General features: G+C 63.8%; 22 protein-coding genes and 1 pseudogene. 8 read left to right on the forward strand and 15 right to left on the reverse strand.

Features of this window, described 5'->3' with window-relative positions; translation table 11 throughout:
* Positions 1-644 precede the first annotated feature (644 nt).
* The 8 genes from TX80_RS12415 to hutU all read right to left on the reverse strand — a co-directional run bounded on the left by TX80_RS12415 (position 645) and on the right by hutU (position 8,402).
* Positions 645-1,004, reverse strand: a complete 360-nt coding sequence (locus TX80_RS12415) for a MarR family transcriptional regulator (RefSeq protein ID WP_049923448.1) — start codon at positions 1,002-1,004, stop codon at positions 645-647.
* A 106-nt stretch (positions 1,005-1,110) separates the two neighbouring features.
* The gene (locus tag TX80_RS12420) at positions 1,111-2,085 is read right to left on the reverse strand and encodes a helix-hairpin-helix domain-containing protein (protein ID WP_049923449.1); all 975 of its coding nucleotides are present in this window, start codon (positions 2,083-2,085) and stop codon (positions 1,111-1,113) included.
* Positions 2,086-2,355: 270 nt separating this feature from the next.
* Positions 2,356-2,658 (reverse strand): hypothetical protein, encoded by a 303-nt coding sequence (locus tag TX80_RS12425; protein ID WP_049923450.1) that lies wholly within the window; start codon positions 2,656-2,658, stop codon positions 2,356-2,358.
* A 7-nt stretch (positions 2,659-2,665) separates the two neighbouring features.
* Positions 2,666-3,742 carry an Mrp/NBP35 family ATP-binding protein gene (locus TX80_RS12430; protein WP_049923451.1) on the reverse strand — a complete coding sequence of 359 codons (1,077 nt, stop codon included), beginning with the start codon at positions 3,740-3,742 and terminating at the stop codon, positions 2,666-2,668.
* Positions 3,743-4,003: 261 nt separating this feature from the next.
* The gene (locus TX80_RS12435; RefSeq protein ID WP_049923452.1) at positions 4,004-4,327 is read right to left on the reverse strand and encodes a hypothetical protein; all 324 of its coding nucleotides are present in this window, start codon (positions 4,325-4,327) and stop codon (positions 4,004-4,006) included.
* 87 nt (positions 4,328-4,414) lie between these two features.
* Positions 4,415-5,701 carry an imidazolonepropionase gene (gene hutI / locus TX80_RS12440; protein ID WP_081661589.1) on the reverse strand — a complete coding sequence of 429 codons (1,287 nt, stop codon included), beginning with the start codon at positions 5,699-5,701 and terminating at the stop codon, positions 4,415-4,417.
* A complete protein-coding gene (gene hutG, locus TX80_RS12445; RefSeq protein ID WP_049923453.1) occupies positions 5,698-6,669 on the reverse strand; it encodes a formimidoylglutamase in 972 nt (323 codons plus the stop codon). Before hutG ends, hutI begins: the two co-directional genes overlap by 4 nt.
* Positions 6,666-8,402 carry a urocanate hydratase gene (gene hutU, locus TX80_RS12450; RefSeq protein WP_049923454.1) on the reverse strand — a complete coding sequence of 579 codons (1,737 nt, stop codon included), beginning with the start codon at positions 8,400-8,402 and terminating at the stop codon, positions 6,666-6,668. Before hutU ends, hutG begins: the two co-directional genes overlap by 4 nt.
* Positions 8,403-8,486: 84 nt before the next feature.
* On the opposite strand from hutU, the gene TX80_RS12455 reads away from it, so the two are divergent.
* Positions 8,487-9,137, forward strand: a complete 651-nt coding sequence (locus TX80_RS12455) for a helix-turn-helix domain-containing protein (protein WP_049924070.1) — start codon at positions 8,487-8,489, stop codon at positions 9,135-9,137.
* A 9-nt stretch (positions 9,138-9,146) separates the two neighbouring features.
* Here TX80_RS12455 and TX80_RS12460 read toward each other — a convergent pair whose 3' ends face one another.
* Positions 9,147-10,610, reverse strand: coding sequence for a YjiH family protein (locus TX80_RS12460; protein ID WP_049923455.1), 1,464 nt, complete (start codon positions 10,608-10,610; stop codon positions 9,147-9,149).
* Between the two features lie 369 nt (positions 10,611-10,979).
* Positions 10,980-11,117 carry a hypothetical protein gene (locus TX80_RS19465; RefSeq protein WP_195893074.1) on the reverse strand — a complete coding sequence of 46 codons (138 nt, stop codon included), beginning with the start codon at positions 11,115-11,117 and terminating at the stop codon, positions 10,980-10,982.
* 54 nt (positions 11,118-11,171) lie between these two features.
* On the opposite strand from TX80_RS19465, the gene TX80_RS12465 reads away from it, so the two are divergent.
* From TX80_RS12465 to TX80_RS12475, 3 genes are all read left to right on the forward strand, one after another.
* Entirely contained in the window at positions 11,172-12,407 is a 1,236-nt protein-coding gene (locus TX80_RS12465; protein ID WP_049923456.1) for an RNA-guided endonuclease TnpB family protein, read from the forward strand.
* A 188-nt stretch (positions 12,408-12,595) separates the two neighbouring features.
* Positions 12,596-13,825 carry a S8 family peptidase gene (locus tag TX80_RS12470; protein ID WP_230198730.1) on the forward strand — a complete coding sequence of 410 codons (1,230 nt, stop codon included), beginning with the start codon at positions 12,596-12,598 and terminating at the stop codon, positions 13,823-13,825.
* Positions 13,826-13,906: 81 nt separating this feature from the next.
* The gene (locus tag TX80_RS12475; RefSeq protein ID WP_049923458.1) at positions 13,907-14,758 is read left to right on the forward strand and encodes a translation initiation factor eIF-2B; all 852 of its coding nucleotides are present in this window, start codon (positions 13,907-13,909) and stop codon (positions 14,756-14,758) included.
* Between the two features lie 74 nt (positions 14,759-14,832).
* On the opposite strand, the gene TX80_RS12480 is transcribed toward TX80_RS12475, so the two are convergent.
* Positions 14,833-15,537, reverse strand: a complete 705-nt coding sequence (locus TX80_RS12480) for a ThuA domain-containing protein (protein ID WP_049923459.1) — start codon at positions 15,535-15,537, stop codon at positions 14,833-14,835.
* A gap of 279 nt (positions 15,538-15,816) precedes the next feature.
* Between TX80_RS12480 and TX80_RS12485 the strand changes: the two genes are divergently transcribed.
* Entirely contained in the window at positions 15,817-16,956 is a 1,140-nt protein-coding gene (locus tag TX80_RS12485) for a Gfo/Idh/MocA family protein (RefSeq protein WP_049923460.1), read from the forward strand.
* A 75-nt stretch (positions 16,957-17,031) separates the two neighbouring features.
* Here TX80_RS12485 and psmB read toward each other — a convergent pair whose 3' ends face one another.
* Complete coding sequence (gene psmB, locus TX80_RS12490) at positions 17,032-17,763, reverse strand: archaeal proteasome endopeptidase complex subunit beta (protein ID WP_049923461.1); 732 nt, start codon at positions 17,761-17,763, stop codon at positions 17,032-17,034.
* Positions 17,764-18,426: 663 nt separating this feature from the next.
* Between psmB and TX80_RS12500 the strand changes: the two genes are divergently transcribed.
* From TX80_RS12500 to TX80_RS12510, 3 genes are all read left to right on the forward strand, one after another.
* Positions 18,427-18,780, forward strand: a complete 354-nt coding sequence (locus TX80_RS12500; RefSeq protein WP_049923463.1) for a DUF555 domain-containing protein — start codon at positions 18,427-18,429, stop codon at positions 18,778-18,780.
* Positions 18,781-18,846: 66 nt separating this feature from the next.
* Entirely contained in the window at positions 18,847-19,386 is a 540-nt protein-coding gene (locus tag TX80_RS12505; protein WP_049923464.1) for a CBS domain-containing protein, read from the forward strand.
* 351 nt (positions 19,387-19,737) lie between these two features.
* On the forward strand, positions 19,738-20,751 hold the full coding sequence (locus tag TX80_RS12510; protein WP_049923465.1) for an aldo/keto reductase: 1,014 nt from the start codon (positions 19,738-19,740) through the stop codon (positions 20,749-20,751).
* 93 nt (positions 20,752-20,844) lie between these two features.
* On the opposite strand, the pseudogene TX80_RS12515 reads toward TX80_RS12510, so the two are convergent.
* The 3 genes and pseudogenes from TX80_RS12515 to TX80_RS19025 all read right to left on the reverse strand — a co-directional run.
* A pseudogene (locus tag TX80_RS12515) lies at positions 20,845-21,129 on the reverse strand (thioredoxin family protein); the annotation flags it as partial.
* A gap of 817 nt (positions 21,130-21,946) precedes the next feature.
* Positions 21,947-22,390, reverse strand: coding sequence for an SPW repeat domain-containing protein (locus TX80_RS12520; RefSeq protein WP_049923466.1), 444 nt, complete (start codon positions 22,388-22,390; stop codon positions 21,947-21,949).
* Positions 22,391-22,481: 91 nt separating this feature from the next.
* Positions 22,482-22,955 (reverse strand): hypothetical protein, encoded by a 474-nt coding sequence (locus TX80_RS19025; protein WP_154658643.1) that lies wholly within the window; start codon positions 22,953-22,955, stop codon positions 22,482-22,484.
* Positions 22,956-23,037 lie beyond the last annotated feature (82 nt).

A 23,037-nucleotide genomic window follows, 5' to 3' on the forward strand; every position in this document is an offset into this window, starting at 1 on the left:
TGTAACTCGGTTTCAGGCCCCGACGCAGCGAAAGGCAATCCAGCGAGCGACCCAGCGACGGCTACGACTGTGTCGGCGAGACGTCGGCAGGTCTTTATTTCGCCAGCGCCAATGGTGGATTGCTCCCGCTTCGCGGGGGTGACAGCGAGCCGGAGTGTATGGGTGGTGCTGTGCACTCCGGCTCTGCGCACTTTCGTGCGCGTCTCTGTGGTGCGCAATCTATCCTAAAGAACGTTAGGATATTGACCGGTTGGTACAGGAAGTGTTGCTCCGAGACGAGCCCCCCACGGAGCTAAATCGGGCGGTTCGATCAGAAACCAGCCAGCATTCGTCAGAGTGACGTGTAACCGTGAAGGGCTTCGATAGCGTCTGCGACGAGCGAGTTCGCTAGCTTCCCTTGCTGATCGTCGAGGTTTCGCCGTTTGATCGTCGTCACGTACCAGGGAGAAACGTACGCTTGCTTCTTCGATCCCCCTGAATCCACGCCTCGTCAGGAACAGCGATTCCGTTCGGATGGTTCTGGATCGTCATCCCGACGACGATACACTCTTCAGTCGAAACCGGGTGCGACGTGTCGCTTATTACGCAGCATCGGATTTGTGCGGCGCTGGCCCCCACCACACCTCCCCTTGGTTGCCGATCATCTACTGGTTCTCGCTCGCCGTATCGACGCCGGAGCCCCACTCATCAGGGTCTTCCGAACCGAGTCGATCCGTCGCCGCACGAGCGGTTGCCATCGCGCTGAGTGTCTTCTCGATGTCCTCGACGTCGGCAATTGCCCAGTACTCTCCGCGGTGTCGGACGAGTCCGCGGTCTTCCAACCGAGACAGAACGACGCCGACGCTACCGCGTGCAACGTCGGTCGCTTCGTGGATTTCCTTCGGCGTGAACGCACGATCAGGGGATGATGCGAGGAAGGAGAGGATTTCCTCCGCGTTCGTTTGTCCGCTCGCCCGAAGCTCCTGGACCGGATCTTCCTCGAAACGCTCGATGTCGATGGGCATACTCGACGCTATGTAACCCGATGTAATAGATGTAACTGCGAAGATCCGGCGATACTGACCCCAGTTTCAGGGGCTCTTCGAACAAAAACCGCGTTCCCACCGACTGTTATTCTTGGGCCTGCGCCGCTTCGATCCACTCCTCGGCGCGGTCCTCCGAAATCTCCGCGGCCGAGGCGACTGTGTGTGCCTGCGCGTCGGCGAGATCGCCGACGGTCTCGATGCCCTGATCGGCCAGTCGGTCGGCGTAGGTCTGGCCGACGCCCTCGAGCGCCTGCAGGTTCTCCTGTGAGACGTCCATCCCCTGTTCGGCGGCCGTCTCGATCGCGTCGGTCGTTTCGACGGCGACCTCCTCGGTCGCTTCGGCGGCTTCGCCGACCAGATCCTGTGCGCTTTGCTGGGTGGTCTCCGCGACCGCTTCGGTCTGTTGCTGGGTCGTCTGGACGGCGGCTTCGGTCTGCTGTTGGACCGTCTCGGCGGCGTCCTCGGCGCGGCGGACCCCTTCGATGGTCTGCTGTTCGGTCTCCTGCTGGGCCTCGAGCATCGACTCGGTCGACTCCGCGAGGAGTTCCCGCTGCTGGTCGGTTAGCTCGCCGACCGCTTCGAGAAACTCCGCTTCGAACTCGTCCCACGCTTCGTCCTGTGTCCGTTCGAACTCCTCGAACTGTTCGTCGACGGTCGACTGGACGTCGAACCCGTCGCCGTTCATCGCCGACTCGAGTGCGTCGAACTGTGCGTGCAGCAGTTGCTGGACGAGGTCGGCGGACTGCTCGAACTGCTCGTTCAGCAGTTGCTGCGTGTGGGCCGTTCCGTCCTCGAACTGCTCGTCGACGGTCGACCGGACGTCGAACCGGTCCTCGTCGAGCGCCGACGAGATCGCCTCGAGCTGTGCGTTGAGGAACTGCCGGGCGAGTTCGGTGCCCTGACGCTGTGCGCTTCGTTGGGCTGCCAGTCCGTTGCGAAGGACCGTCTCCGTCGCGTTCTCCTGAAACTCGATACTCCGCTCGAACATTCGCTGGCCCTGTCTGATCGACTGGCGTTGCATCTCAAACGTGGCTTCGATCGGTGTCGTTGCGTTAGTCATGGATGGAATGGTCGCAGTGACGAAACGCCGTGAACGCTTCGCCGCTGGTTCTATCCCGACGAACAGGATACAACGGGATAAGTGTCCCCCCTAAATGGTTTGAGATGGTATTGAATACCTTCTAGTGGTAAACAGTGTTCGGTCAGCTGGACGACCGCCGAAACGGGGCGGTTTGGGGTCGTCCGCACTCGATTTGGGTCGACAGCCGGTTGCATCCGCTCGAGATGGCCGTCGCTGGCGCTTTGTTGACGACAAAACGGTTGCGGCCGCTCAGCGGCCGAGCCCGCCGCGCTCGTTGACTTCGAGAATGAACTTGACGTTGCGGACGATCTCCTCGGGGGTCGTCTCCTCGTCCGCGTCGTAGAGGTCGCTGGTCCGGTAGAGGATGTTCGCGAGCTGTTTGCTCTCGCTGGTTTCCCCGCGGACGTCGTCGGCGACCTCGCGGAGGGCGGCGACCCGCTCGGGATCGGGTTCGAAGCTGTCCCCCTCGTCGCCCGCGTCGTCGGTAGTCGTCCGTCGGTCCGCCGTCGCGTTCGTCGATTCGTGGGGTGCCGATTGGTCGTTGTTCGTCATGGTCGGATCACCGGTCGGAAGAGATCGCTTCGTTACGTCGACCCTGCGAGACGCTGCGCCGGTGGACGATGCCGGTGTTGTTCGCGACGTTCTCGGTGATCGTCCGGAACGCCTCGCCGGTCGCGCTGTCGTCCTCGAGGACGGTCGGTTCGCCGCCGTCGCCGCCTTCTCGGACGGCCGGATCAAGCGGGATCGAGCCGAGGAACGGCAGTTCGTGGGTGTCGGCGAACTCCTCCCCGCCGCCGGAGCCGAAGATGTCGTGTTCGCCGCCGCAGTCGGGGCAGGCGAACGTCGACATGTTCTCGGCGATGCCAAGGACGACGGTGTCGTGTTTGGCGAACATCTCGAGGCCCTTCCGGGCGTCGTCCAGTGCGACGTCCTGTGGCGTCGTGACGATGACGGCACCCGTGACGGGCATCGTCTGGAGCATCGTCAGCTGCGTGTCGCCGGTGCCCGGCGGGAGGTCGACCACGAGGTAATCGAGGTGGCCCCACTCGACGTCCTCGGTCAGTTGCGTGATGACCTTGTGGACCATCGGGCCGCGCCAGATAACCGGATCGTCCTCGCCGGTAAGGAAGGCCATGCTCATCAGCTTCACACCGTACTTCTCGGGGGGGACCAGCGTTTCGTCCTCGGTGGCCATCGGCGGCTCGTCGGCGTCGACCATCCGGGGGACGTTCGGCCCGTACACGTCGGCGTCGAACAGCCCGACGCGAGCGCCGAGCTGGGAGAGCCCGGCCGCGAGGTTGACCGCGACGGTCGACTTGCCGACGCCGCCTTTCCCGGAGGCGACGGCGATGACGTTTTTGACGTTCGGCAGGACCTGTTCGTCGGTCGTGAGGTCGTCGCGATCGGGAACGCTCGCCGAGAGGTCCGGCTCGAGTCCAGCGTCCTCGAGCAGTTCGCGGACCGTCGCCGCGATGTCCGATTCGGTTGGTGAGTACGGCGCTCCGAGCGCGAGATCGATGTCGACTCGATCGCCATCGACGGTGATCTCGTTGACGAGCCCGAGCGACACGATATCGTCGCCGAGTTCCGGGTCCTCGACCGTCCGGAGGCGGTCGCGAACGGCGTCTTCGTCCATGTCAGTAGGTACTTCCGGGCGTCGAAAAGGGTTGTGTTCGATCCAACAGCCGGGCCGAAGCGCTGCGCCTTCGTTCGACCGGGGATCACGTTCGGCGAACGCCCTGTCGCGTCACCGGATCGTCAATCCGGTACAGCTCCAGCGACGCCCCGTCACGGTCCTGTGACCGCACCGCGAGCGAGCGCAGTTCCCGATCCGATCGCACCGCGTCCGGACGGTCCCGATCGGACGGCCGGAGTCGTCGACCACCCGAGCGACCGATTACGCGTTGAAATCGAACCGCGGTCCGCCGTAGGTCGGGGGGTCCGGCTCGAGTTCGACCCCCTGTTCGTAGCGGACGAAGTTGAGGTAGAAGGGGCGGCCACAGCCTTCGATCTCGGTTCCGTCGCGGTCGGTGACGGGACCGTCCTCGCCACAGACGAATTCGATCCCGTCCGCGGCCTCGAGATCGTCGTCGGTCGGCTGGGCGTACTCCCAGCCCGGCTGGGGCCGCGTCGTAACCGACCGATCCGCGAGGTCGGGTGTCCGAGCGACGCTGACGACGGCTCCGCAGTGCGGACAGGTGTACCGGACGGTGACGCTCATCGACGGCCCTAGGGACGGCGGCGACGTAAGCGTACGGGAACCGGGGACTCGAGGGGACCGACCGCCGCCGGCACCGCCTCGAAAGCGTCAGTTCACGACGTCGCCGCCCTTGACGACGGTCTCGACGAGGTTGACGTCGTAGTTGTAGGGGAGATGCCGGTACGAGGGGGCGTCGATCACGACGAGGTCGGCCGGCGCGCCCTCCGAGAGCGTGCCGAGTCCGTCGTCGCGTTCGAGCGCCGCTGCGCCACAGCGGGTCGTTCCGAGGATCGCCTCGCCGGGGGTCATCCCGACGCCGACACACGCGAGCGTCGCCGCAAAGCCCATGCTCTGTGCGTGACAGTTGGGGTTGAAGTCGGTGGCGACCGCCGGAACCACGCCGCGTTCGCGGTAAGGCTCGAGGTCCGGATACTCGCCGCCGAGTCCGAACGCGGTTCCGGGCAGCAACACGGGCGTCACGCCGGCGTCGACGAGCGCGTCGATATCCTCGTCGGTCGACTGGAGGAGGTGATCGGCGCTTGCGGCCGACAGCTCCGCTGCCAGTTGCGAGCCGCCCAGCCGGGCGAACTCGTCGGCGTGGATCTTCGGCGTGAGTCCGTGTTCGGTCCCCGCTTCGAGGATCCGCCGCGATTGGGCGACCGAGAAGACGTCCTCCTCGCAGAAGACGTCACAGAACGTCGCGATCCCCTGCTCGGCGACGGCCGGAAGCTGTTCGTCGACGACCCGCTCCGTGTACGCCTCCGTCGTCGTCCCCTCGGGGACCGCGTGTGCCCCCATGAACGTCGGGACGACGTCGATCGGATGCGTCTCGGCGACGCGGTCGATCACCGAGAGCATCTCGAGTTCGGTCTCCGTGTCCAGCCCGTAGCCGGACTTTACCTCGACCGTCGTCGTCCCGTGTGCGAGCATCGTATCGAGGTGGGATCGGAGCCGCTCGGCGAGGGCGTCGGTGCTCGCCTCCCGAACGCTGTCGACGGTCCGGAGGATCCCGCCGCCGTCGGCGAGGATCTCCTGATAGGATTTCCCGCGGAGTTTGGCTTCGAACTCGTCGGATCGATCCCCGGCGAACAGCGCGTGGGTGTGACAGTCGACGAACCCGGGGAGGACACACCGTCCGTTCGCGTCGATGGCGGTGCCGGCGTTCTCGACCGGATAGGTTCGGGTAACGTCGTCGCTCGGTCCGGCCGCGACGACCGTCCCGTCTTCGACGACGACCGCGGCGTCGGATGCGGTCTCGAGCACGGGTTCGTCCGGCGGGCCGGACGACCGATCCGCGGCGTCGGTTCCGGTCGGCTCGTTCGACGTCCCGATACTCGTCGAAGTCGACGGTCCGATGACGACTTCCCTCGCGTCGTGGATGATGGTGTAGCTCATGCTGTTACGTAGCCTGTCAGTGCGTGAGCGATCGTTCGTGCTGCGGCGTCGACGGTTCGGCCCTGTTCGTCAAGCGGCGGCGAGCACTCGACGACTTCGAACCCCGCGAGCCGTTCGTCTCCGGCCATCGCTCTGACGAACGCGAACAGTTCGCGGGTCGTCAGTCCGCCGGGCGTCGGCGCGCTGACGCCCGGGGCCGCCGTCGCGTCGAGGACGTCACAGTCGACGCTGACGTAGAGCAGGTCGACGTCGGCCATCGCCTCACGGACCCGTTCGACGACGGCGTCGGTCCCGCCGTCGAACGCCTCCGCGGGGACGATCGTCCCGTCCTGCCGGTCGACGTACTCGACGTACGGCCCGGACGTCTCGAAGTGGCGCGCCCCGACACAGACGTACGTCTCGAGGCCGTCGTTCAACAGCTGTCGGTACGGCGTGCCGCTGGTCGGGCCGTCGTCCTCGCGGACTTCTCTGCAGTCGAGATGGGCATCGAGGTTCACGACGCCGACGCGGCCCCGCTCGAGCAGCGGGGCGACGTTCGGATACGTGAGGGAGTTGTCCCCGCCGAGGAAGACGGGCAGCGGCTCCCGATCGTGGACGTCGGCGACGGCTCGATGGACGTGGTCCTGAACCGAGGCGACGCCGGCGTCCGGCAGCTCGAGGTCGCCGCGGTCGCCGATCCGAAACGCCGGATCGGCGTCCGATCCGTCGGTCACGCAGCGGGCCGTTTTGACCCCGGCGAGCGAGTGCCGGATCGCGACCGGCGCGTGCCGTGCGCCGCGGCGGCCGATCACGGCTCCGTCGTACGGCTCCCCGACCAGAACGGCATCGACGTCGTCGCTCGAGCCCTCGAGCGGCGTCACGACGTCGCCGAACTGGCGGTCGTTGGGGTCACCGGACGGACCGTGCCAGCCGTCCCAGTCCGGTCGTTCGAACGGTGCAGCGTCGTCGGGCGAGTGCCGGGCCGTCATTCGTCTTCCATCGGAATCGTGACGTCCGATTCGCGGGCCTCGTCGATCGCGTCCTCGTAGCCGGCGTCGGCGTGTCGGACCACGCCCATCCCGGGATCGGTCGTGAACACCGCCTTGGCCTTTCGTGCCGCAAGCTCGGACCCGTCGAGGACGACGTGGTTGTTCGCGTGCAACGCGTTGCCGATCCCGACGCCGCCGCCGTCGTGGACGCTGACGATGTCGGCACCGGCGGCGCAGTTGAGGAGGGCGTTGAGGAGCGGCCAGTCCGCGACGGCGTCGGTGCCGTCCTTCATGGCTTCGGTCTCGCGGAACGGACTCGCGACGCTGCCGGCGTCGAGGTGGTCGCGGGTGACCACGATCGGCGCGGCGATCTCGCCTTCGGCGACCAGTTCGTTGATCCGAAGCGCAAAGCGGGCGCGCTCGGTCAGTTCCTCGTCGCCTTCGCCCTCGGTGTTGTAGCCGAGCCAGCAGACGCGGCTCGGCAGTCCCTGGAACTGGACCTGCTCCTGTGCGAGTTCGATCCAGCGCCGGAGGTGGTCCTTCTCGGGGAACAGCTCCAGCACGGCTTCGTCGGTGCGATAGATGTCCTCCGGATCGCCGGACAGGGCCACCCAGCGGAACGGTCCCTTGCCGCGACAGAACTGTGGCCGGATGTACTCCGGCACGAACCCGGGGAACTCGAAGGCGTCGTCCCTGTCGCGGTGTTCGGCCACCTGCCCCCGGATGTTGTTGCCGTACTCGAAGGCGATTGCGCCGCGCTCTTGCAGTTCGAGGATCGCGTCGACGTGGCGCTCCATCGTCTCGAGACTCTCCGAGCGGTACGCGTCGGGGTCCGAATCACGGAGCGCGTCGGCCTCCTCGACGGTGTAGCCGGACGGGTAGTACCCTTCGAGGGCGTCGTGGGCGCTCGTCTGATCGGTGACGACGTCGGGGACGAAATCGCGCTCGAGCAGCCGTTCGAGCATGTCCGCGGCGTTTACCTGCACGCCGACGCTGTAGGGCTCGCCGGCGTCGGCGGCCTCGAGCGCCCGTTCGATCGCGTCGTCGACGCCGTCGGCTTTCTCCATGCAGTAGCCGGTTTCGATGCGGCGGTCGATTCGCTCCTCGTCGACCTCGGCGGCGATACAGACGCCCCGGTTCATCGTGACGGCAAGCGGCTGTGCACCGCCCATTCCGCCCAGCCCCGCCGTGGCGACGATCTTGCCGGCGAGGTCGCCGTCGTAGTGGCGACGGGCGAGTTCCGCGAGCGTCTCGAAAGTCCCCTGAATGATCCCCTGCGTACCGATGTAGGCCCACGATCCGGCGGTCATCTGGCCGTACATGATCTTCCCGTCGGCCTCGAGTTCGTGGAAGTGCTCCCAGTTGTCCCACTTCCCGACGAGGTTGGAGTTCGCGATGAGCACCCGCGGCGCGCGCTCGTGAGTCCGAAACCGGCCGACCGGCTTGCCGGACTGGACCAGGAGGGTTTCGTCGTCCGCGAGCGTTCGTAACTCCTCGAGGATCGCGTCGTAGGCGTCCCACGATCGGGCGGCGCGCCCGGTGCCGCCGTACACGACGAGCGATTCCGGATCCTCCGCGACCTCCGGGTCGAGATTGTTGTTGAGCATCCTGAGGGCGGCCTCCTGTCGCCACCCCTGACACTCGAGGTCCGTTCCGGTCGGGGCACCCTGATACTCGCGCCACTGGCTGCTCGGCGTCGATCGGTCGCTCGACTGACTTCGTTCCGTTCCCATGTGAAAACGAAGCACGGGGAAACCCAATATCGGGAATGTTCCATTCGGTGCATGTTTTATAAGGAGTCGTCCCAAAGGGCGATCGTGTACGAGGCCACGTTCAGTATCGCCGACACGAGCGCCTACGCCGAGCCGACGGCGGAGTCCGACTGCCGGATCGAACTCTGGTGTAACGACCACTCCGATCTACTGTACGTTCGCGGCGAGGCGGTCGAGCGGGTTCTGGCGCAGGTCGAATCGGATATCGGGATCGCCGAGCAGCTCCGCGGCGACTCCGAGGCGGTCGTCATCACGAACGCCTGTCTGAAGTCCCGCGAGACGACCACCATCGAGAAGTACCTCGAGCGACACAACTGCCTTCTCCTGCCGCCGTTGCGGTACGAAGCGGGAGCGAAACACTGTCGCATCCTCGCGCTGGACTCGGGGAGCCTGACCGAAGTCTACACGGAGTTGCTCGCCGACGACTTCGCGATCGACGTCCGCTCGAAACGCGAGATCGAAACGCCGGTTCACTCCGCGCCGCTGGTGACGCTTGACGAGGTGTTCCCGGAACTGACCGCCCGCCAGCGAACGGTCCTCCGGACCGCCGTCGAGAACGGCTACTACGAACTCCCCAGAGCGACGACGACCGAAGCGATCGCCGACGAACTCGGCGTGAGTCGCCGCACGGCCGAAGACCACCTTCGGCGCGCGGAACAGAAGTTGATTCCGCCGCTTGTCTCCTATCTCTACTGATCGGATACTTCAGAGGAGCCCGGCAGCCGCCACGACGTGCGTTATCGCCGCGATCACGGGGACGAGAACGATCGTTCGCAGCACGAACAGCGCCACGAGATCGCGGAACCTGATCGGCACGTCGTGGAACATATCCAGCATCATCGGCCCGACCGCCGAGAAGAAGATCAGCTGGGAGATCGAGAGTACGGCCACGAAAAACCGCGCCATCGCGTCGGCTTCGGCGACCAGCAGTGCCGGAATGAACATCTCGGTGATGCCGATGATCGTCGCCGGCGCGACGACCTCGGCGTCCGGGATACCGAGCGCCGACACGATCGGCACCAGCGGACGGGAGATGATCTCGAACGTCGGCGTATACTCCGCGATGACCACGGCTGCCAGCCCGATCGACAGGATCGTTCCGAGGATGAGCACCGCAAGCTTGAGCCCGTCGACGAACCCGCGGACCGCCGAGCCGACGATCGTATTCCCCGATTCGGCCTTTGCCACCGCTTCCGACAGCCCGAACCGGACGTAATCGCCGGGGGTACCACGGAACGGCGTTTCCGGGTTCGGTTCCGTGATGTACTCGTCGGGGACGGTACTGAGCGGCGGGATCCGAACGAGGATGACCCCCGAAACTGCGATACAGATCAGATACGACAGGAAAATGATCGGGAACAGCTCGAGCAGATCGACGGTGGCGGCGACGACGCCGACGAACCCGATCGACACCGTCGCGAAACACGTACAGATCACGTAGACGTCCCGTTTCGAGTACTCCCCGCGGTCGAAGACGTTGCGCGTGACGTACAGCCCGACGCTGTACGAGCCGACCCACGACGCGACGCTGTCGAGTGCGGCCCGGCCCGGGATCTTGAACAGCGGACGCATGATCGGGCGGGCCATGGTACCCACGAACTCGAGACCGCCGAGTTCGACGAAGAGGTTGACGAAGATCGCACCGACGGGGATGATGACCGCGACGCTGAGGATGAGCGTTCCCCAGACGAGTCCGCCGGTTCCGGGTGCGAGAAGCCAGTCGGGGCCGATCTCGAGGAACACCAGCGGTGCGAGGACGGCACCGACGACCCGGAAGAACCAGAACGGGGCCGACGTCTCCCAGTACGGCAGCGCTAGCCTAGCTGCGATGTCGTCGTTCAGCGCGATCACGCCGCGGTCGCGAAGCTCCGCAAGCGTCGTCAAGAGTCCGCCCGCGACGATGAGAGCGAGCGCGTAGACACCTGCCATCGTCGGGAACGAATCCGTGAGCCAGCTGACCACGATGTCGAACGGCACCGTCACCTGTCCGTCCCAGGGGACCGGCACGAGGAAGAAGCTGAAGCCGACGAGAAACGCGAGCAGGAACTTCGCGACCGGTTTCGCTCGGATCGCCGTCAGCTCGACCTCGTCGATCGTCTTCGGCTCCGGCTCGGTTTCGATCCGTTTGGTTGACTGCTCGTCGCTCGACCAGACAGTTTCGTCGAACATGAGTGAAGATGTGTGGTACCAATGAACAAGGCACGGCTAGCCCCATACGGTGCCATATTTATACTGTTCGATAGGGAAGGACGGGGAATCGTCTGTCCCTCTTCGTTCGTGCTCGAGAACCGGGTGGCGTCGAGATGGCCGGGCTTTCGAGGAGTCGGCCGCCCCGTCCTCGAGCGCAGCCGAGTCGCTACTCGAACGGTTGCGTGTTGGGGGCTCGCCCTCTCGGTCGTTTCACGTCCGGAACTGGTTGGTTCCAATACTGATAACCGATTCTAATAAGAACGGGTTAGAACCATCTTTAATCAGCGAGGGAACCCCGGCCTTTAGGCCGGGTGGGGAATCGCGTCACTTGACTACGCTGTCCACCGCTCAATCGGCACTGCCGGAATCCAACTCCTTCTGGGCGTGGAGTAGCATCCCCCGCCACGTCAGCCCGTGGCGCTTCTTTGTCTCTTTCAGGCTCTCGTACTGCGATTCGTCCTCGAACTCTATCTTGACGTACTTCATGTATGGTGTTACACTAAAGTTACGTTTATGTGTGTCGGTCGCCTACCGGGTAGTGTGTCCGAGACGGTAACGAAAACGCTACAGGCCACGCTCGCAACGCCCACCGCGGGCAAAGAGCAACGCCTCCAGTGGCTCTTGGACACCTACCGCGACGCACTCCACGACGCCTTCGACGACGAGGCCGACACGATGGCCGCCGTCAACGACATCGTGACGCCCTACGACCTGCCCTACCAGGCCAAGGACGCGCTCAAGTCCTACGTCCCCAAACTCCGCGACACGTACGACGCCGAGGAGTTGGACGACGAGCATCCGGTTCGGCTGGTCAATCGGGCGGCCAAGTTCGACTACTCCGACGAGCGCGACTACGGCTTCGTGTGGCAGGTCCCGCAACCCGGACGCGGGACGAACTTCTGGATTCCGCTACGGATTAACCCCGAACAGGAATCGCTCTGGTTCGGCCTGCTTGACGAGGACGTGACGGCCGGCGAACTGCGCCTCCAGAGACACCGCACGTCGTGGGAGTTGCACGTCACCGTCGAATACCCGGTCGAAGAACCGACCGAATCGGACGACGAGACGTACATCGGCTTCGACGTAGGCGAGAGCGCGTTGATAACGGGCTGTGCCCTCAAACGCGACGTACCACGGAAGCCGATGCTCATCAGTGGCAGTCGAGCGCGACACCTCCGCAAAGAGATGCACACCACGCTCCAACGGCTCCAAGAGCGTGACGCCGCCGAGTGGCGTGTGGACGAACGATTCGACCACTACCAGAACGCCCTGACGGATATTGTCGAGAAGGCGTCTCGGCAAGCCGTTGAGTACGCTCGTTCCTTCGAGACTCCGGTTATCGTTCTCGAAGACCTGTCGTACATCCGCGAGCATCTCGACTACGGCAAGTGGATGAACAGGCGGCTTCACAACTGGGCGTTCGCCCGTGTTCACGCTCGAATCGAAGACAAGGCCACCGAGGCAGGGATTCGCGTCGAGTACGTCAACGCGGCGTACACCTCGCAGACGTGCCACGCTTGCGGCCGTCTCGGTCGGCGGACCGAACAAGCGGAGTTCGTGTGTCCACACGACGACTGCCACGTAACAGAGTTCCAAGCAGACATCAACGCGGCGGTGAATATCGCTCGTCGCGCTAACCCGTGGGGAGAGAGCGTCCGTTGGGAACCCGGCCGCGATGACTCGCCACGGGATGGGAGCGCCCGTGACAGCGCCACAGTCCACCGTGAGACGAGCGAGAAATCCTCGCAGATGACGCTCGCGGCCTACACGGACTGAAACCTGCCAGCCCGGATTCCCCTCGTAGGGGAAGCCCCGCCGTTCGTGGCGGGGAGGATGTCACGAGACGGAGAACGTTCATCAGGACTGGCGCGAGTATCGGCGTCCCTGCTCTCGGCGCTCTCACCACGGCGTCGACGGCATCAGCGCGGGCGGAAGCGAGTGCGACGGCCGCCACCGATCGGTTCGTGGTCGACACGGCGTCGGTCGATGGCGGCGACATCGAGGTCCTCCACCGTCTCGAACCGGTCGATCTGGCGGTGGTCCGCGGACGCGAACGCGATGTCGAGGCGCTGCACGCGTCGTTCGCTCGCGACGTCGAATGCCGACTCGAGATGCCGACCGAACAGCGATCGCTCGCGACCGATCCGGGAACGAACGGCTCCGACACGGCCGAGTCGTTGTACGAATACCAGTGGGACAAGCAAGACCAGGGAATCCGTGACGTCCACGAGTCGTATACGCGCGGCGAGGGCACCCGGGTTGCCGTCATCGATGGCGGGGTCGCGGCGACCCACCCGGCGCTCGAACACGCGGTCGACGAGGACCTGTCGAAGAACTTCACCGAGGACGAGTACGGCGTGCCCGGCCCGTACGCCGGCGGACACGGGACACACGTCGCGGGAATCGTAGCCGCCTCCGACGACGGGAACGGTCGCGTCGTCGGGACGGCACCCGACGCCGAGATCGTCGACTGCCGCGTGTTCTCGCCGATCCACGACCCGGACCAGTTCGTGTTCCTCGGGGACGTCCTCGCTGCGATCGTTCACTGTGTCGAACACGACGTGGACGTCGCGAACCTGAGTCTCGGCGCGTACCTCCGCCGCCGCGAGGAGGGCGTCGGACGGTTTTGGGGGCGGTCGATCCAGCGGACGACCACGTACGCAACCCGTGAGGGCGTGGTCCTGACCCACGCCTGTGGGAACTGGGGCGGAGATCTCACGAAGAACAAGGACTACGTCGACACCAGCATGAGCGCGGGCGGACTCACGGTAAGCGCCACGGGACCGGTCGGCTACATGTGGGGCAACGACGGACTCGAGGAGCCGGTTTACCGCCCGGCCTCCTATACGAACTACGGCGTTTCCGCCGTCGATCTCGCCGCGCCGGGTGGGGATTCCGTAGCCGATGATCACCAGTCCGACATGGTTCTCAACTGCCTCGCTGAACCCGAATTCGACGACGACGGAACGTATCTGGGTGCGAGCTACGAGTACGGGTATCTGGCCGGCACATCGATGGCATCGCCACAGGCTGCCGGCGCGGCCGCACTGATCCGAAGCGTCGCCCCCGGATCGAACGCGAATCAGGTGAAAAACACCCTCCAGCGAACCGCGACGGTTCCGACGGAATACGGAAAACAGTACTACGGCTCCGGCTACCTCGATACGCTGGCTGCAGTCGAGTCGGTCCGCTAGGGATTGGATTCCGGACGGGAGGGTGGCACGATTCGAGCACTACCCGGAACACCTTTTGCCCTCTCGGGAATCCATGCAGGTATGATCGACGAGACGGTCGAGGAGATCCAGGAGATGCAGACACACAGCTCCTCGGTAGTCGCCGTAAACGCGACGCGTGCGCTCGAGGAACTGCTCGATCGGGAGTTCGCCACCGTCGAGGAGTACGTCCGTGACCTCGAGCGAAACGGATCGGTGTTGCGCCGGGCAAATCCCTCGCACGCGTCGCTGCAAAACGCGGTTCGGGAGGTCGTCGAGGACGTTGCCGACGCCGATCCCGACAGCGTCGCGGAGGCGAAACGCCTGACACAGGACCGGATCGACGCAGTCGTCTCCCGGGTCGAGTCCGGCAAGCGGCTAGCGGCCGAAAACGCCGTCGACTATCTCGAGGACGGCGCGACGCTGCTGACACACGACTACTCGTCGACGGTGCTCGAGGCCCTCGAGCAGGCGACAGACGAGGGCAAGTCCTTCGAGGTGTACGTCACGGAGGCCCGACCGCGGTACATCGGTCGCAAGATGGCCCGAAGTCTCGCGGCGATGGACGGCGTCGAGCCGACGTTGATCACCGACAGCGCGAACGGCGTCTATCTGGCGGAGTGTGACCGCGTCGTCGTCGGGATGGACTGTATCGTCGAGGATACCCTCTACAACCGTGTTGGCACGTTTCCGATCGCGGCGACGGCAGCGCACCTCGAGGTCCCCGTCACCGTCCTCGGGTCGGCGTCGAAAGTCGTCGGTGAAGGGTTCGTCTTCGAAAACGAGTTTCGCACCGGGAGCGAAGTGATGCCCGAGCCCGCCGAAGGGTTCGCCGTCGAAAACCCCGCCTACGACGCGACGCCGGTGTCGCTGCTCGAGAGCGTCATCACGGACGAAGGCCGACAGGAGTTCTGATTCTGCCGCCCGATCGCTGGAACGGCTATCCTCGGTTCCGTCGTCCGGGTGTTCGTGACCGAACCCGGTCGCGGTCACTCCCGCTCGCCGAACGTCCGCGGTGCGCCCTCGGTCGGGCTGGCCCAGTCGACAGCGTTGCGAAGTACCCGCCGAACCGCATCGTCCTCGTAGATCGGATACGTCTCGTGCCCCGGCCGGAAGTAGAAGATCCGTCCGTTTCCGCGCCGGTAACAACAGCCGCTTCGGAACACCTCGCCGCCCTCGAACCAGCTGACGAACACCAGCCGGTCGGGTTCGGGCACGTCGAACGGTTCGCCGTACATCTCGGTTTCCGGTAGTTCGATCGATTCCTTGAGTCCGTCGGCGATGGGGTGGCCGGGATCGACGATCCAGAGCCGCTCGGTGTTGCCGTCTTCCCTGTACTGTAGACTACAGCTGGTTCCCATGAGCCGCTTGAAAACCTTCGCGTAGTGGCCGGAGTGGAGGACGAGCAACCCCATTCCCTCGAGCACACGCTCGTGGACGCGGTCGACGACTGCGTCGGATACCTCGTCGTGTGCCCGGTGGCCCCACCACAACAGGACGTCCGTCTCCTCAAGGACTTCCGCAGTGAGCCCGTGCTCGGGTTCGTCGAGCGTTGCAGTGCGCACTTCGTAGCTGTGGCTGTCGAACGCGTCGGCAATCGTCGTCTGGATGCCGTCGGGGTACACGGCCGCGACGTCGTCGTCCTCGCGCTCGTGGCGGAACTCGTTCCAGATCGTCACTGCAGGTTCGCTCATCGGGAACGCATCCACGCTCGATACGTTTAGCTCGGCTGGTCACCACCCGTGACAGACATAGGTGAATATTAAATTCATCCAACTAATACTTGCAGTTGCAAGGTAAATCCATCATGAGTGGTGAAAGACAAAACGTTTGTATAGATTAATCGGTCACAACCCTTATTTTGGTCGCCGACTGCCTGTCTCTATGGACTGGGATCGTACGCAAACGACACTGAAATGGTTCGTTTCTCACTGCTCGTCCGCCACCATCAGTAAGAAATCAGGTGTTTCACGATGATCGGTGCCGGCATCGGCGTCGGCATCGTCGGGCTCGGCGGGATGGGACACCTCCACGCTCGGAGCATCGAGGACCTCGGTGCCGAGGTCGTCGCCGGGGCGGACCTCGTGCCCGAGAAACGACGGCAGTTCGCCGACGAGTTCGGCGCTCAACCCTTCGAAACCCACGACGAACTCGTCGTCGACGACAACGTCGACGCGGTGATCGTGACGACGCCCAACCGGTTTCACGAACCGATCACCGTCGCTGCTCTCGAGGCGGGGTGTGACGTGCTCGTCGAGAAACCCCTCGCACACACGCTCGAGAGCGCACAGCGGATCGCCGACGCCGCAGCCAGCGCCGACGGGATCTGTATGGTGGGCTTTCACAACCGCCACGCGGCGTCGATGGCGATGTTCGACGAATACAACGCTCGCGGGCGGTTCGGCGACATCACCCACGTCGAGGCCAACTACGTTCGACGGCGCGGCGTCCCCGGTCCGGGCTCGTGGTTTACCGATCCCGAACTCGCCGGCGGCGGTGCGTTGCTCGATATCGGCGTCCACGCACTCGATCTCGCCCTCTATACCCTCGATTTCCCCGAGATCACCGAGGTCTCCGGCGTCACCAGAACGACGTTCGGGACCGAACCGGAGGTTGCCGATCCCGAGGGGTTCGGCGACAACTGGGACGCCGAAAGCGAGACCTACGAGGTCGACGATTCCGTCAGCGCCTTCATCCGGTGTGCGGACGGCCGGACGATCTCGCTCGAGGCCGCCTGGGCGACGAACCGGGAAGAGAGCATGGACTTCAGGATTCGCGGGACGCAGGCCGGAGCCCAGTTCGACATCGGGGACACCGACATGACGATTCTCGAGGCGGGCACGGCGGGCTGTGATCACTACGCCGATGCCGCGCTCAGTGGCGACTCGTCGGTGACCGGATACAGGGAACAGGACGAGCAGTTCCTCGAAGCCGTCGCCGCGGGCCGATCCCCGGAGACCAACACGATCGAGGAGGCACTGACGGTCCAGCGCGTGATCGACGCGATCTACCGCTCGAGCGAGACGGGGCGGGCCGAGCAACTCGCCAGCCCCGAAACCGACGGGACCCGGGCGGACGAACGCGAACAGGAACTGCGCTCACCGCTCGAGTAGCGCGGTTCGACTCGAGTTCTTCTGGCGGTGCTGTTCGAACGACGGAGAAAAACGAGACACGGCCGCTGCCGGCGATTAGATGACTTCGTCGAAGTCGTGGTGGCCGTGGATGTCGACGCCCTCGTCGGTGATCTCACAGAGGAAGACGCCGTTGCCGGAGCCGGTGTCGCGCTCGGCTGCGGACTTGATACCGCGGGCGGCGACCGTCGTCGCCTCGTCGTTGGACATGTCCTCCTCGTAGGCCTGTTCCAGGTGGCCGTACGCGAGTTGCATTCCGGAGCCGGTGACGGTGTAATCGTCCTCCATGACGCCGCCGGCGGGGTCGATACTGTAAACGTGGCTCCCCTCCTCGTCGACGCCACCCAGAATCGGGTGGATGGCGAAGAACGGGCCGCCGCGGGCGAAGTTACCCGCAAGCGTCGCCAGCGCATCGATGCTCATCCCTTCCCCGCGCCGGGATTCGTAGAGGTTGACCTCGGCACGGAGGCTCGAGATGAACGACTGGGCGCCGCCGACGCTGCCGACCATCGTCAGGGCGGCGGTGGGGTGGATCTGTTCGACCTTCTGGACGTTCTTGTTCGAGACGAACCGGCCCCCGAGGCTCGCGCGCATGTCCGTCGCGATGACGACGCCGTCGGCGGTGGAGATGCCGATCGTCGTCGTTCCGGTCTTGTTGACGTTGTCGAGATCGGCGCGCGTGAGATCGTTTCGGGGCATCGAACCCACTTCGGGCTCGTAGGGGTTCGGATTATCGGCCAGCTGGTCGACCGTACGGGAGAAATCCGAGTCGTGTTGCGGTGCTCGCATTGACCGAAGGGTACGACCGGCACGATATAAAACACCGGCGGTCACTGTCTTCGTTTCCGCTTCCGACGGTGGTCGTCCGTGCGCCGCTCGAGCGGCCTCAGCTACCGTGTCCGCGGCCGACTCCGGCGGCTCGACGGCTATCGGGATCGAGAAATCGAGTTACTTCATGGCTGGGCGGCTTCGTAGGCACCCTCGACGTTCTCGAGGAGCCGGTGGACGGGCAGGGTGAACCCGGCTTGCCGGGCGGCGATTGCGAGTGGCATTGCGGCGATACCGACCACAATGCACAGCTGGTACAGTGCGAACAGGGTCGCGCGGTACACGCGGGTTATCATCAGCGTACAGCCGTGGGTCAGACGCAGGGCGTATATAAGCTTTCTTGAAGCTCGATATTTATAATGTTTATTAATTATGTATTGGGACGACGCCGTCGTGCGATTCAAATCCAGTTTCGACCCGGACAACTGCAGGTGCACTCGCGGCGAAATCCGGCTATGCAGGCGGCAATCGACACGCCCGATTCCCGTAACTTATGCTAATTATTCGACTCGCGTGCGCGCTCCGCCGGACTGCTCGCCGACGTGTTCGATACCCAACCGGTATCGCCACCTCGAGGCGGGGACGAACCGCAAAGCAGGAAACCCCCCAGACCGACCACGACGTATGGGCAATTATCTCGTCGCGATGGAAGCTGCATGGCTCGTTCGTGACGTCGAGGAGATCGACGACGCGATCGGCGTCGCCGTCAGCGAAGCCGGGAAACGACTCAACAGCGAAGACATGGACTACGTCGAGGTCGAGGTCGGCGCGACGGGCTGTCCCGCCTGTGGCGAACCCTTCGACTCCGCATTTATCGCGGCCGACACCGCGCTCGTCGGACTCGCGCTCGAGATGGAAGTCTTCAACGCCGACGGCGAGGAACACGCCTCGCGGATCGCAAAGAGCGAAGTCGGCGGCGCGCTTCGGGACGTCCCCCTGACGGTCGTCGAAGTCGTCGAAGTCCCCGACGACGAGTAACGGCGGCCGGTTCGGGGATCGAACGCGACCCAAAGCTCTTTCTATAACCCGTGGTTATTGACACGTATGGAACTCCCAACGCCTGCCGACCTCCGTCAGCGCCGCACCGAACTCGGGCTGACCCAGAGCGAACTCGCCGATAAGGCCGACGTCTCCCAGCCGTTGATCGCCCGTATCGAAGGCGGTGACGTCGACCCACGCCTCTCGACGCTCCGGCGGATCGTCAACGCCCTGGAGAAAGCCGAAAGCGACGTCATCCGCGCCGCTGACCTGATGAACGAGGCGGTCGTGAGCGTCTCTCCCGACGATCCGGTTAGCGAAGCCGCCCGGAAGATGGAGGCGGAAGCCTACTCGCAACTGGCCGTCATTCAGGACGGGATCCCCGTGGGCTCGATCAGCCAGAGCGACCTCGTTCATCTCGACTCGGAAGCGCGGGACGAACCCGTCGAGGAACACATGAGCGAGAGCTTTCCGACCGTCTCGAAAGACGCCACGCTAGACGAGATCAGTAACCTGCTCGAGCACTACAAGGCCGTGATGATCACCGAAGCCGGTGAAACCGTCGGGATCATCACCGAAGCCGACATCGCCTCGCGATTCTCCTGAGCGTCGACCCCGTCCCAATACTGTCACGTTTCGGTTATCGGTCGAGAAGAGTGGTGCTTTTATCGATCACGGTATGGATTCGGCAGATAGAACTCGGCCGACGAAACGTCCTGTCTCCCGCGGAAGTACTTTTGCGGCGAGTGCCGGCGGTTGAGGGACGACGGCCGACCAACGCCGCTCGAGTTTCCAGCACTGAACCGCAGCGGTTCGTTCACTACTGGTGCTCGCAACGATAGTGTTGGTCGGCACCGTCGCGGTCGCGAGTATGGCTGTTCGGCGCGGACTCGAGCGACGCGACGCCGTTCGCCGCAATCTCCACTTTTTTCCACTCGTCGCGTCAAGTAGGCCCAGATGACCCAGTCCCTTGCAGAGATCGACCTCGACTTCGTCCCGCTCGGTCGTACCGGTATCCAGACGAGCGAACTCCAGTTCGGAACGTGGCGCTTCGGCCGGACGACGGAGGAGGGAACCCTCGAGATCAGCGAGGACAGGGCTCACGACCTGCTCGATACCTACGCCGAGGCCGGTGGCCGGTACATCGACACCGCGGACGTCTACGGTGGCGGTGACAGCGAACGATGGATCGGCGACTGGCTTGCCGACCGCGACCGAGAACGCTACACGATCGCCTCGAAACTGTACTGGCAGATCCGCGACGGCGACCCGAACAGTCGCGGCACCAACCGCAAGAACGTTCGCCACCGCGTCGACGCCGTTCTCGATCGACTCGATACCGAGTACATCGACGTCCTCTATATCCACCGGTGGGACGACGAGACGCCGACTCGAGAGCTGATGAAAACCCTGAACGGGATCGTCGAATCGGGGAACGTCCACTACCTCGGTGCCTCCACGCTGCGTCCGAACGCGTGGAAAGTCGCCCGCGCGAACGCGATCGCCGAGGCCAACGGCTGGGAGCCGTTTACCGTCCTGCAGCCGCGGTACAACCTCGTCGACCGCGAGATCGAGGGCGATTACCTCGAATTCGCTCGCCAGCGCAACCTCGCGGTCTGTCCGTGGAGCCCGCTCGGGCAGGGCTTTTTGACCGGCAAGTACGCCCGCGACGAGGACCTCCCGGACGAGTCGAAGGCCGCCGAATCGAGCCGGTTCAGGGACTCCTACCTGACCGACGAGAACTTCGACGTCCACGACGAACTCGAGGCGGTCGCCGAGGAGGTCGACGCCTCGCCCGCACAGGTCGCGCTCGCGTGGCACCTGCATCGGGACGGCATCTCCGCACCGATCGTGGGCGCACGGACCGTCGAGCAGCTTACGGAGAACCTCGCGGCCGCGACGATCGACCTCTCGCCGGCACAGGTCGACCGGTTGACGGCGGCGAAGCCGGGACCGTACGACACCCTGTAGACGCTCGCGGCGCTCGGCTGACACACAGCGACGCCGTTGCTCGAGCCAGAAGCAGACGCGACCGTGATTTCCTTCTGTTTTCGACTCGCGTCGTTACGCGTGTTGTTCGATCAGGCCCTCGAGCGTCGCCCGGTCCTGTGCGCCGACCACCCGCTCGACCGGCTGGCCGTCGGCGGAGAGGACGAGCGTCGGGACGCCGCGAGCGCCCAACTGCTGGGCGAGGCGCTGGTGGTGATCGACGTCGACTTCGGCGACCGCGGCGTCAGTGTCCGCAGCGAGGGCGTCGATCGTCCCCTCGAGAATCTGACAGGTATCACACCAGCCGGTATAGCAGTCCACGAGGACCACGTCGTGGTCGCCGATCATCTCGTCTAGGTGGCCCCAACTAATAAAACATATTTGACATAGAGGTCATCTCAATCATCGGCGCTTACGCCTACGAACAGATAATATACGGCGAGGAAGTAACCAAAATAAAAAATAATCGTCATAACAGTAGATAGTAGCGCAATCTCTTTATTCAGATACAGCGTTGAACTGAATCGGACGATTCGGTAACGACAGATGCGGTACTGAACGCACTGTTAGTGATGGACGAGCGGCGGTCATCGAACCGTCTCGTGGTTGGGCCAGTGAAATGGTTGATGACCGCCACTCTCTGAGAGGGGCTGGAGCCAGATGTGGGTCAGGGTTGTATGCACTACCACTTCCTACCGACAGTAGAATTCGACTACTCCAAACGGATGCTGAACGCTCCAGTCAAATATTCCGACACAAAGAAAGAATCGGGAAGCCGGTTGCAACCGGGACGATTCACCTGAGTGGGCGGAACTCTTCAGCTCCACATTCACAGGATTGGACTCCGATCGGGCGGATTCGTCCATCTGCGAGCACTCTCGCTGCGTATGCTGAATCACAGCATCTACAGACAGCCACAATCCGATTGTGGTCGCCCATGGCGATCACCCCACTATCTAAAGAGGGAGCGACATCTTCAACCCCCTCTGCTAAGTCCTACGGAGGTCGTCTGCGGAAGACATTCGTCTCCACACGCTATACGGGTACTGAACAATTCGATCTTAGCCAGCCAGATGAACACTCTGTCTGTGAACGTATCAAGTAATGGGTTCACTTCATCGTCACTAGTATCGAATACGCTTTTGCCTCCGAAGAGCTGAAAAATTGGTACTAGTATTTAAGTGCGAGTAGGAGTGTGCTCGGGGGTATCGGCCCTGTTGTTAGCGTAGGCATTATAGGCCGAGAGGGCAGCCGTAATCAGTCCGCCGGCGGCGGTGGTTGTCGCAAGTACGCCGCTTCCCATGTCGATGACCGCCGGCGAGACGAGCGCCCAGAGCCCGAGTAGCGTGGTCAGCGAGGCGATGCCGACGCTCGCCAGCCGGTCCCGCGACAGACGGACGAAATTGTAGCCGGCGAGCAGGAAGATTGCCGTGCCGGTGAGGGTATCGTTCCAGATCGCCGCCTCTGTGGCCTCGAACATGAACGGATAGGCGACGAGTCCCAGTCCGGCTAGGGCGACAATCGCGCTCACCCACTGCATCGTGTCCGTGTTGAGGGTGTTGTGGCGACGGTCGGTCTCAGTGGTCCGATTCGCTTCTGAATCGGTCGGTGTGTCACTCATAGTGGCCTCTACAACTCGTGAATCGGCTGGCAAACAAAGGGGCAGTGGCTGCGCTCGCCGGGACCACCCGCTAGTCGATTGTGCCTGCTGATCAATTCTTCACCTGTCTCTGAACGATACCTAGACGTGTGTATATACTGAGAAACCACCCAGATTTTGTTGACATCCAGGGTTTGTTCCCGTACCCTCTGGCCGTGATGATTCCCTCATTGTACTCTTCTGCCCACTCTATGAGGACGTGAAAGGTGGCAAACGACTGCTGAGATTCGTCGAGAACTGTAGCCTCAAGCAGTTCTGTATCGTACCCCGTGTCAATGAGCGACGCGTAGCCGCCGGCGATTACTCCGATCGCGTAGAGTGACCCAGTTTCGGTACGAGCCGGTTGCACAAACTCCAGTTCGAGTACTTTCCCCTCGCCGTGTGGTTCGTTTTCGATCACCTCAACATCCTCGCGCTCGATCTCTAACTTCTCCTCGATGATGGGCGTCGAAAATCTCGTCGTACCGGATCGTCGGCCGTTTCGCACTGCCGTTGTCCTCGAGTTCGACGAGTCCGTAATCAGCAAACTCGTTCCCAGTGGTTTATATTATTAGACACGGAGCGGGCGCGATACCATGACCTTCAGGCCGTGGGGGATGTCAATACGG

Origin of the sequence: Halopiger djelfimassiliensis (genome assembly GCF_000455365.1) — an archaeon.
In the GTDB taxonomy this organism is placed as follows: Archaea; Halobacteriota; Halobacteria; order Halobacteriales; family Natrialbaceae; genus Halopiger_B; species Halopiger_B djelfimassiliensis.

Coding starts and splice junctions, on each gene's coding strand:
- TX80_RS12505 (WP_049923464.1), top strand. CDS start 18,847: ATGGAACTCCCAACGCCTGCCGACCTCCGTCAGCGCCGCACCGAACTC.
- TX80_RS12500 (WP_049923463.1), top strand. CDS start 18,427: ATGGGCAATTATCTCGTCGCGATGGAAGCTGCATGGCTCGTTCGTGAC.
- hutI (WP_081661589.1), bottom strand. CDS start 5,701: ATGAGCTACACCATCATCCACGACGCGAGGGAAGTCGTCATCGGACCG.
- TX80_RS12460 (WP_049923455.1), bottom strand. CDS start 10,610: ATGTTCGACGAAACTGTCTGGTCGAGCGACGAGCAGTCAACCAAACGG.
- hutG (WP_049923453.1), bottom strand. CDS start 6,669: ATGACGGCCCGGCACTCGCCCGACGACGCTGCACCGTTCGAACGACCG.
- TX80_RS12430 (WP_049923451.1), bottom strand. CDS start 3,742: ATGGACGAAGACGCCGTTCGCGACCGCCTCCGGACGGTCGAGGACCCG.
- TX80_RS12420 (WP_049923449.1), bottom strand. CDS start 2,085: ATGACTAACGCAACGACACCGATCGAAGCCACGTTTGAGATGCAACGC.
- psmB (WP_049923461.1), bottom strand. CDS start 17,763: ATGCGAGCACCGCAACACGACTCGGATTTCTCCCGTACGGTCGACCAG.
- TX80_RS12475 (WP_049923458.1), top strand. CDS start 13,907: ATGATCGACGAGACGGTCGAGGAGATCCAGGAGATGCAGACACACAGC.
- TX80_RS12520 (WP_049923466.1), bottom strand. CDS start 22,390: ATGAGTGACACACCGACCGATTCAGAAGCGAATCGGACCACTGAGACC.
- TX80_RS19465 (WP_195893074.1), bottom strand. CDS start 11,117: ATGAAGTACGTCAAGATAGAGTTCGAGGACGAATCGCAGTACGAGAGC.
- TX80_RS12415 (WP_049923448.1), bottom strand. CDS start 1,004: ATGCCCATCGACATCGAGCGTTTCGAGGAAGATCCGGTCCAGGAGCTT.
- hutU (WP_049923454.1), bottom strand. CDS start 8,402: ATGGGAACGGAACGAAGTCAGTCGAGCGACCGATCGACGCCGAGCAGC.
- TX80_RS12435 (WP_049923452.1), bottom strand. CDS start 4,327: ATGAGCGTCACCGTCCGGTACACCTGTCCGCACTGCGGAGCCGTCGTC.
- TX80_RS12485 (WP_049923460.1), top strand. CDS start 15,817: ATGATCGGTGCCGGCATCGGCGTCGGCATCGTCGGGCTCGGCGGGATG.
- TX80_RS12480 (WP_049923459.1), bottom strand. CDS start 15,537: ATGAGCGAACCTGCAGTGACGATCTGGAACGAGTTCCGCCACGAGCGC.
- TX80_RS12510 (WP_049923465.1), top strand. CDS start 19,738: ATGACCCAGTCCCTTGCAGAGATCGACCTCGACTTCGTCCCGCTCGGT.
- TX80_RS12425 (WP_049923450.1), bottom strand. CDS start 2,658: ATGACGAACAACGACCAATCGGCACCCCACGAATCGACGAACGCGACG.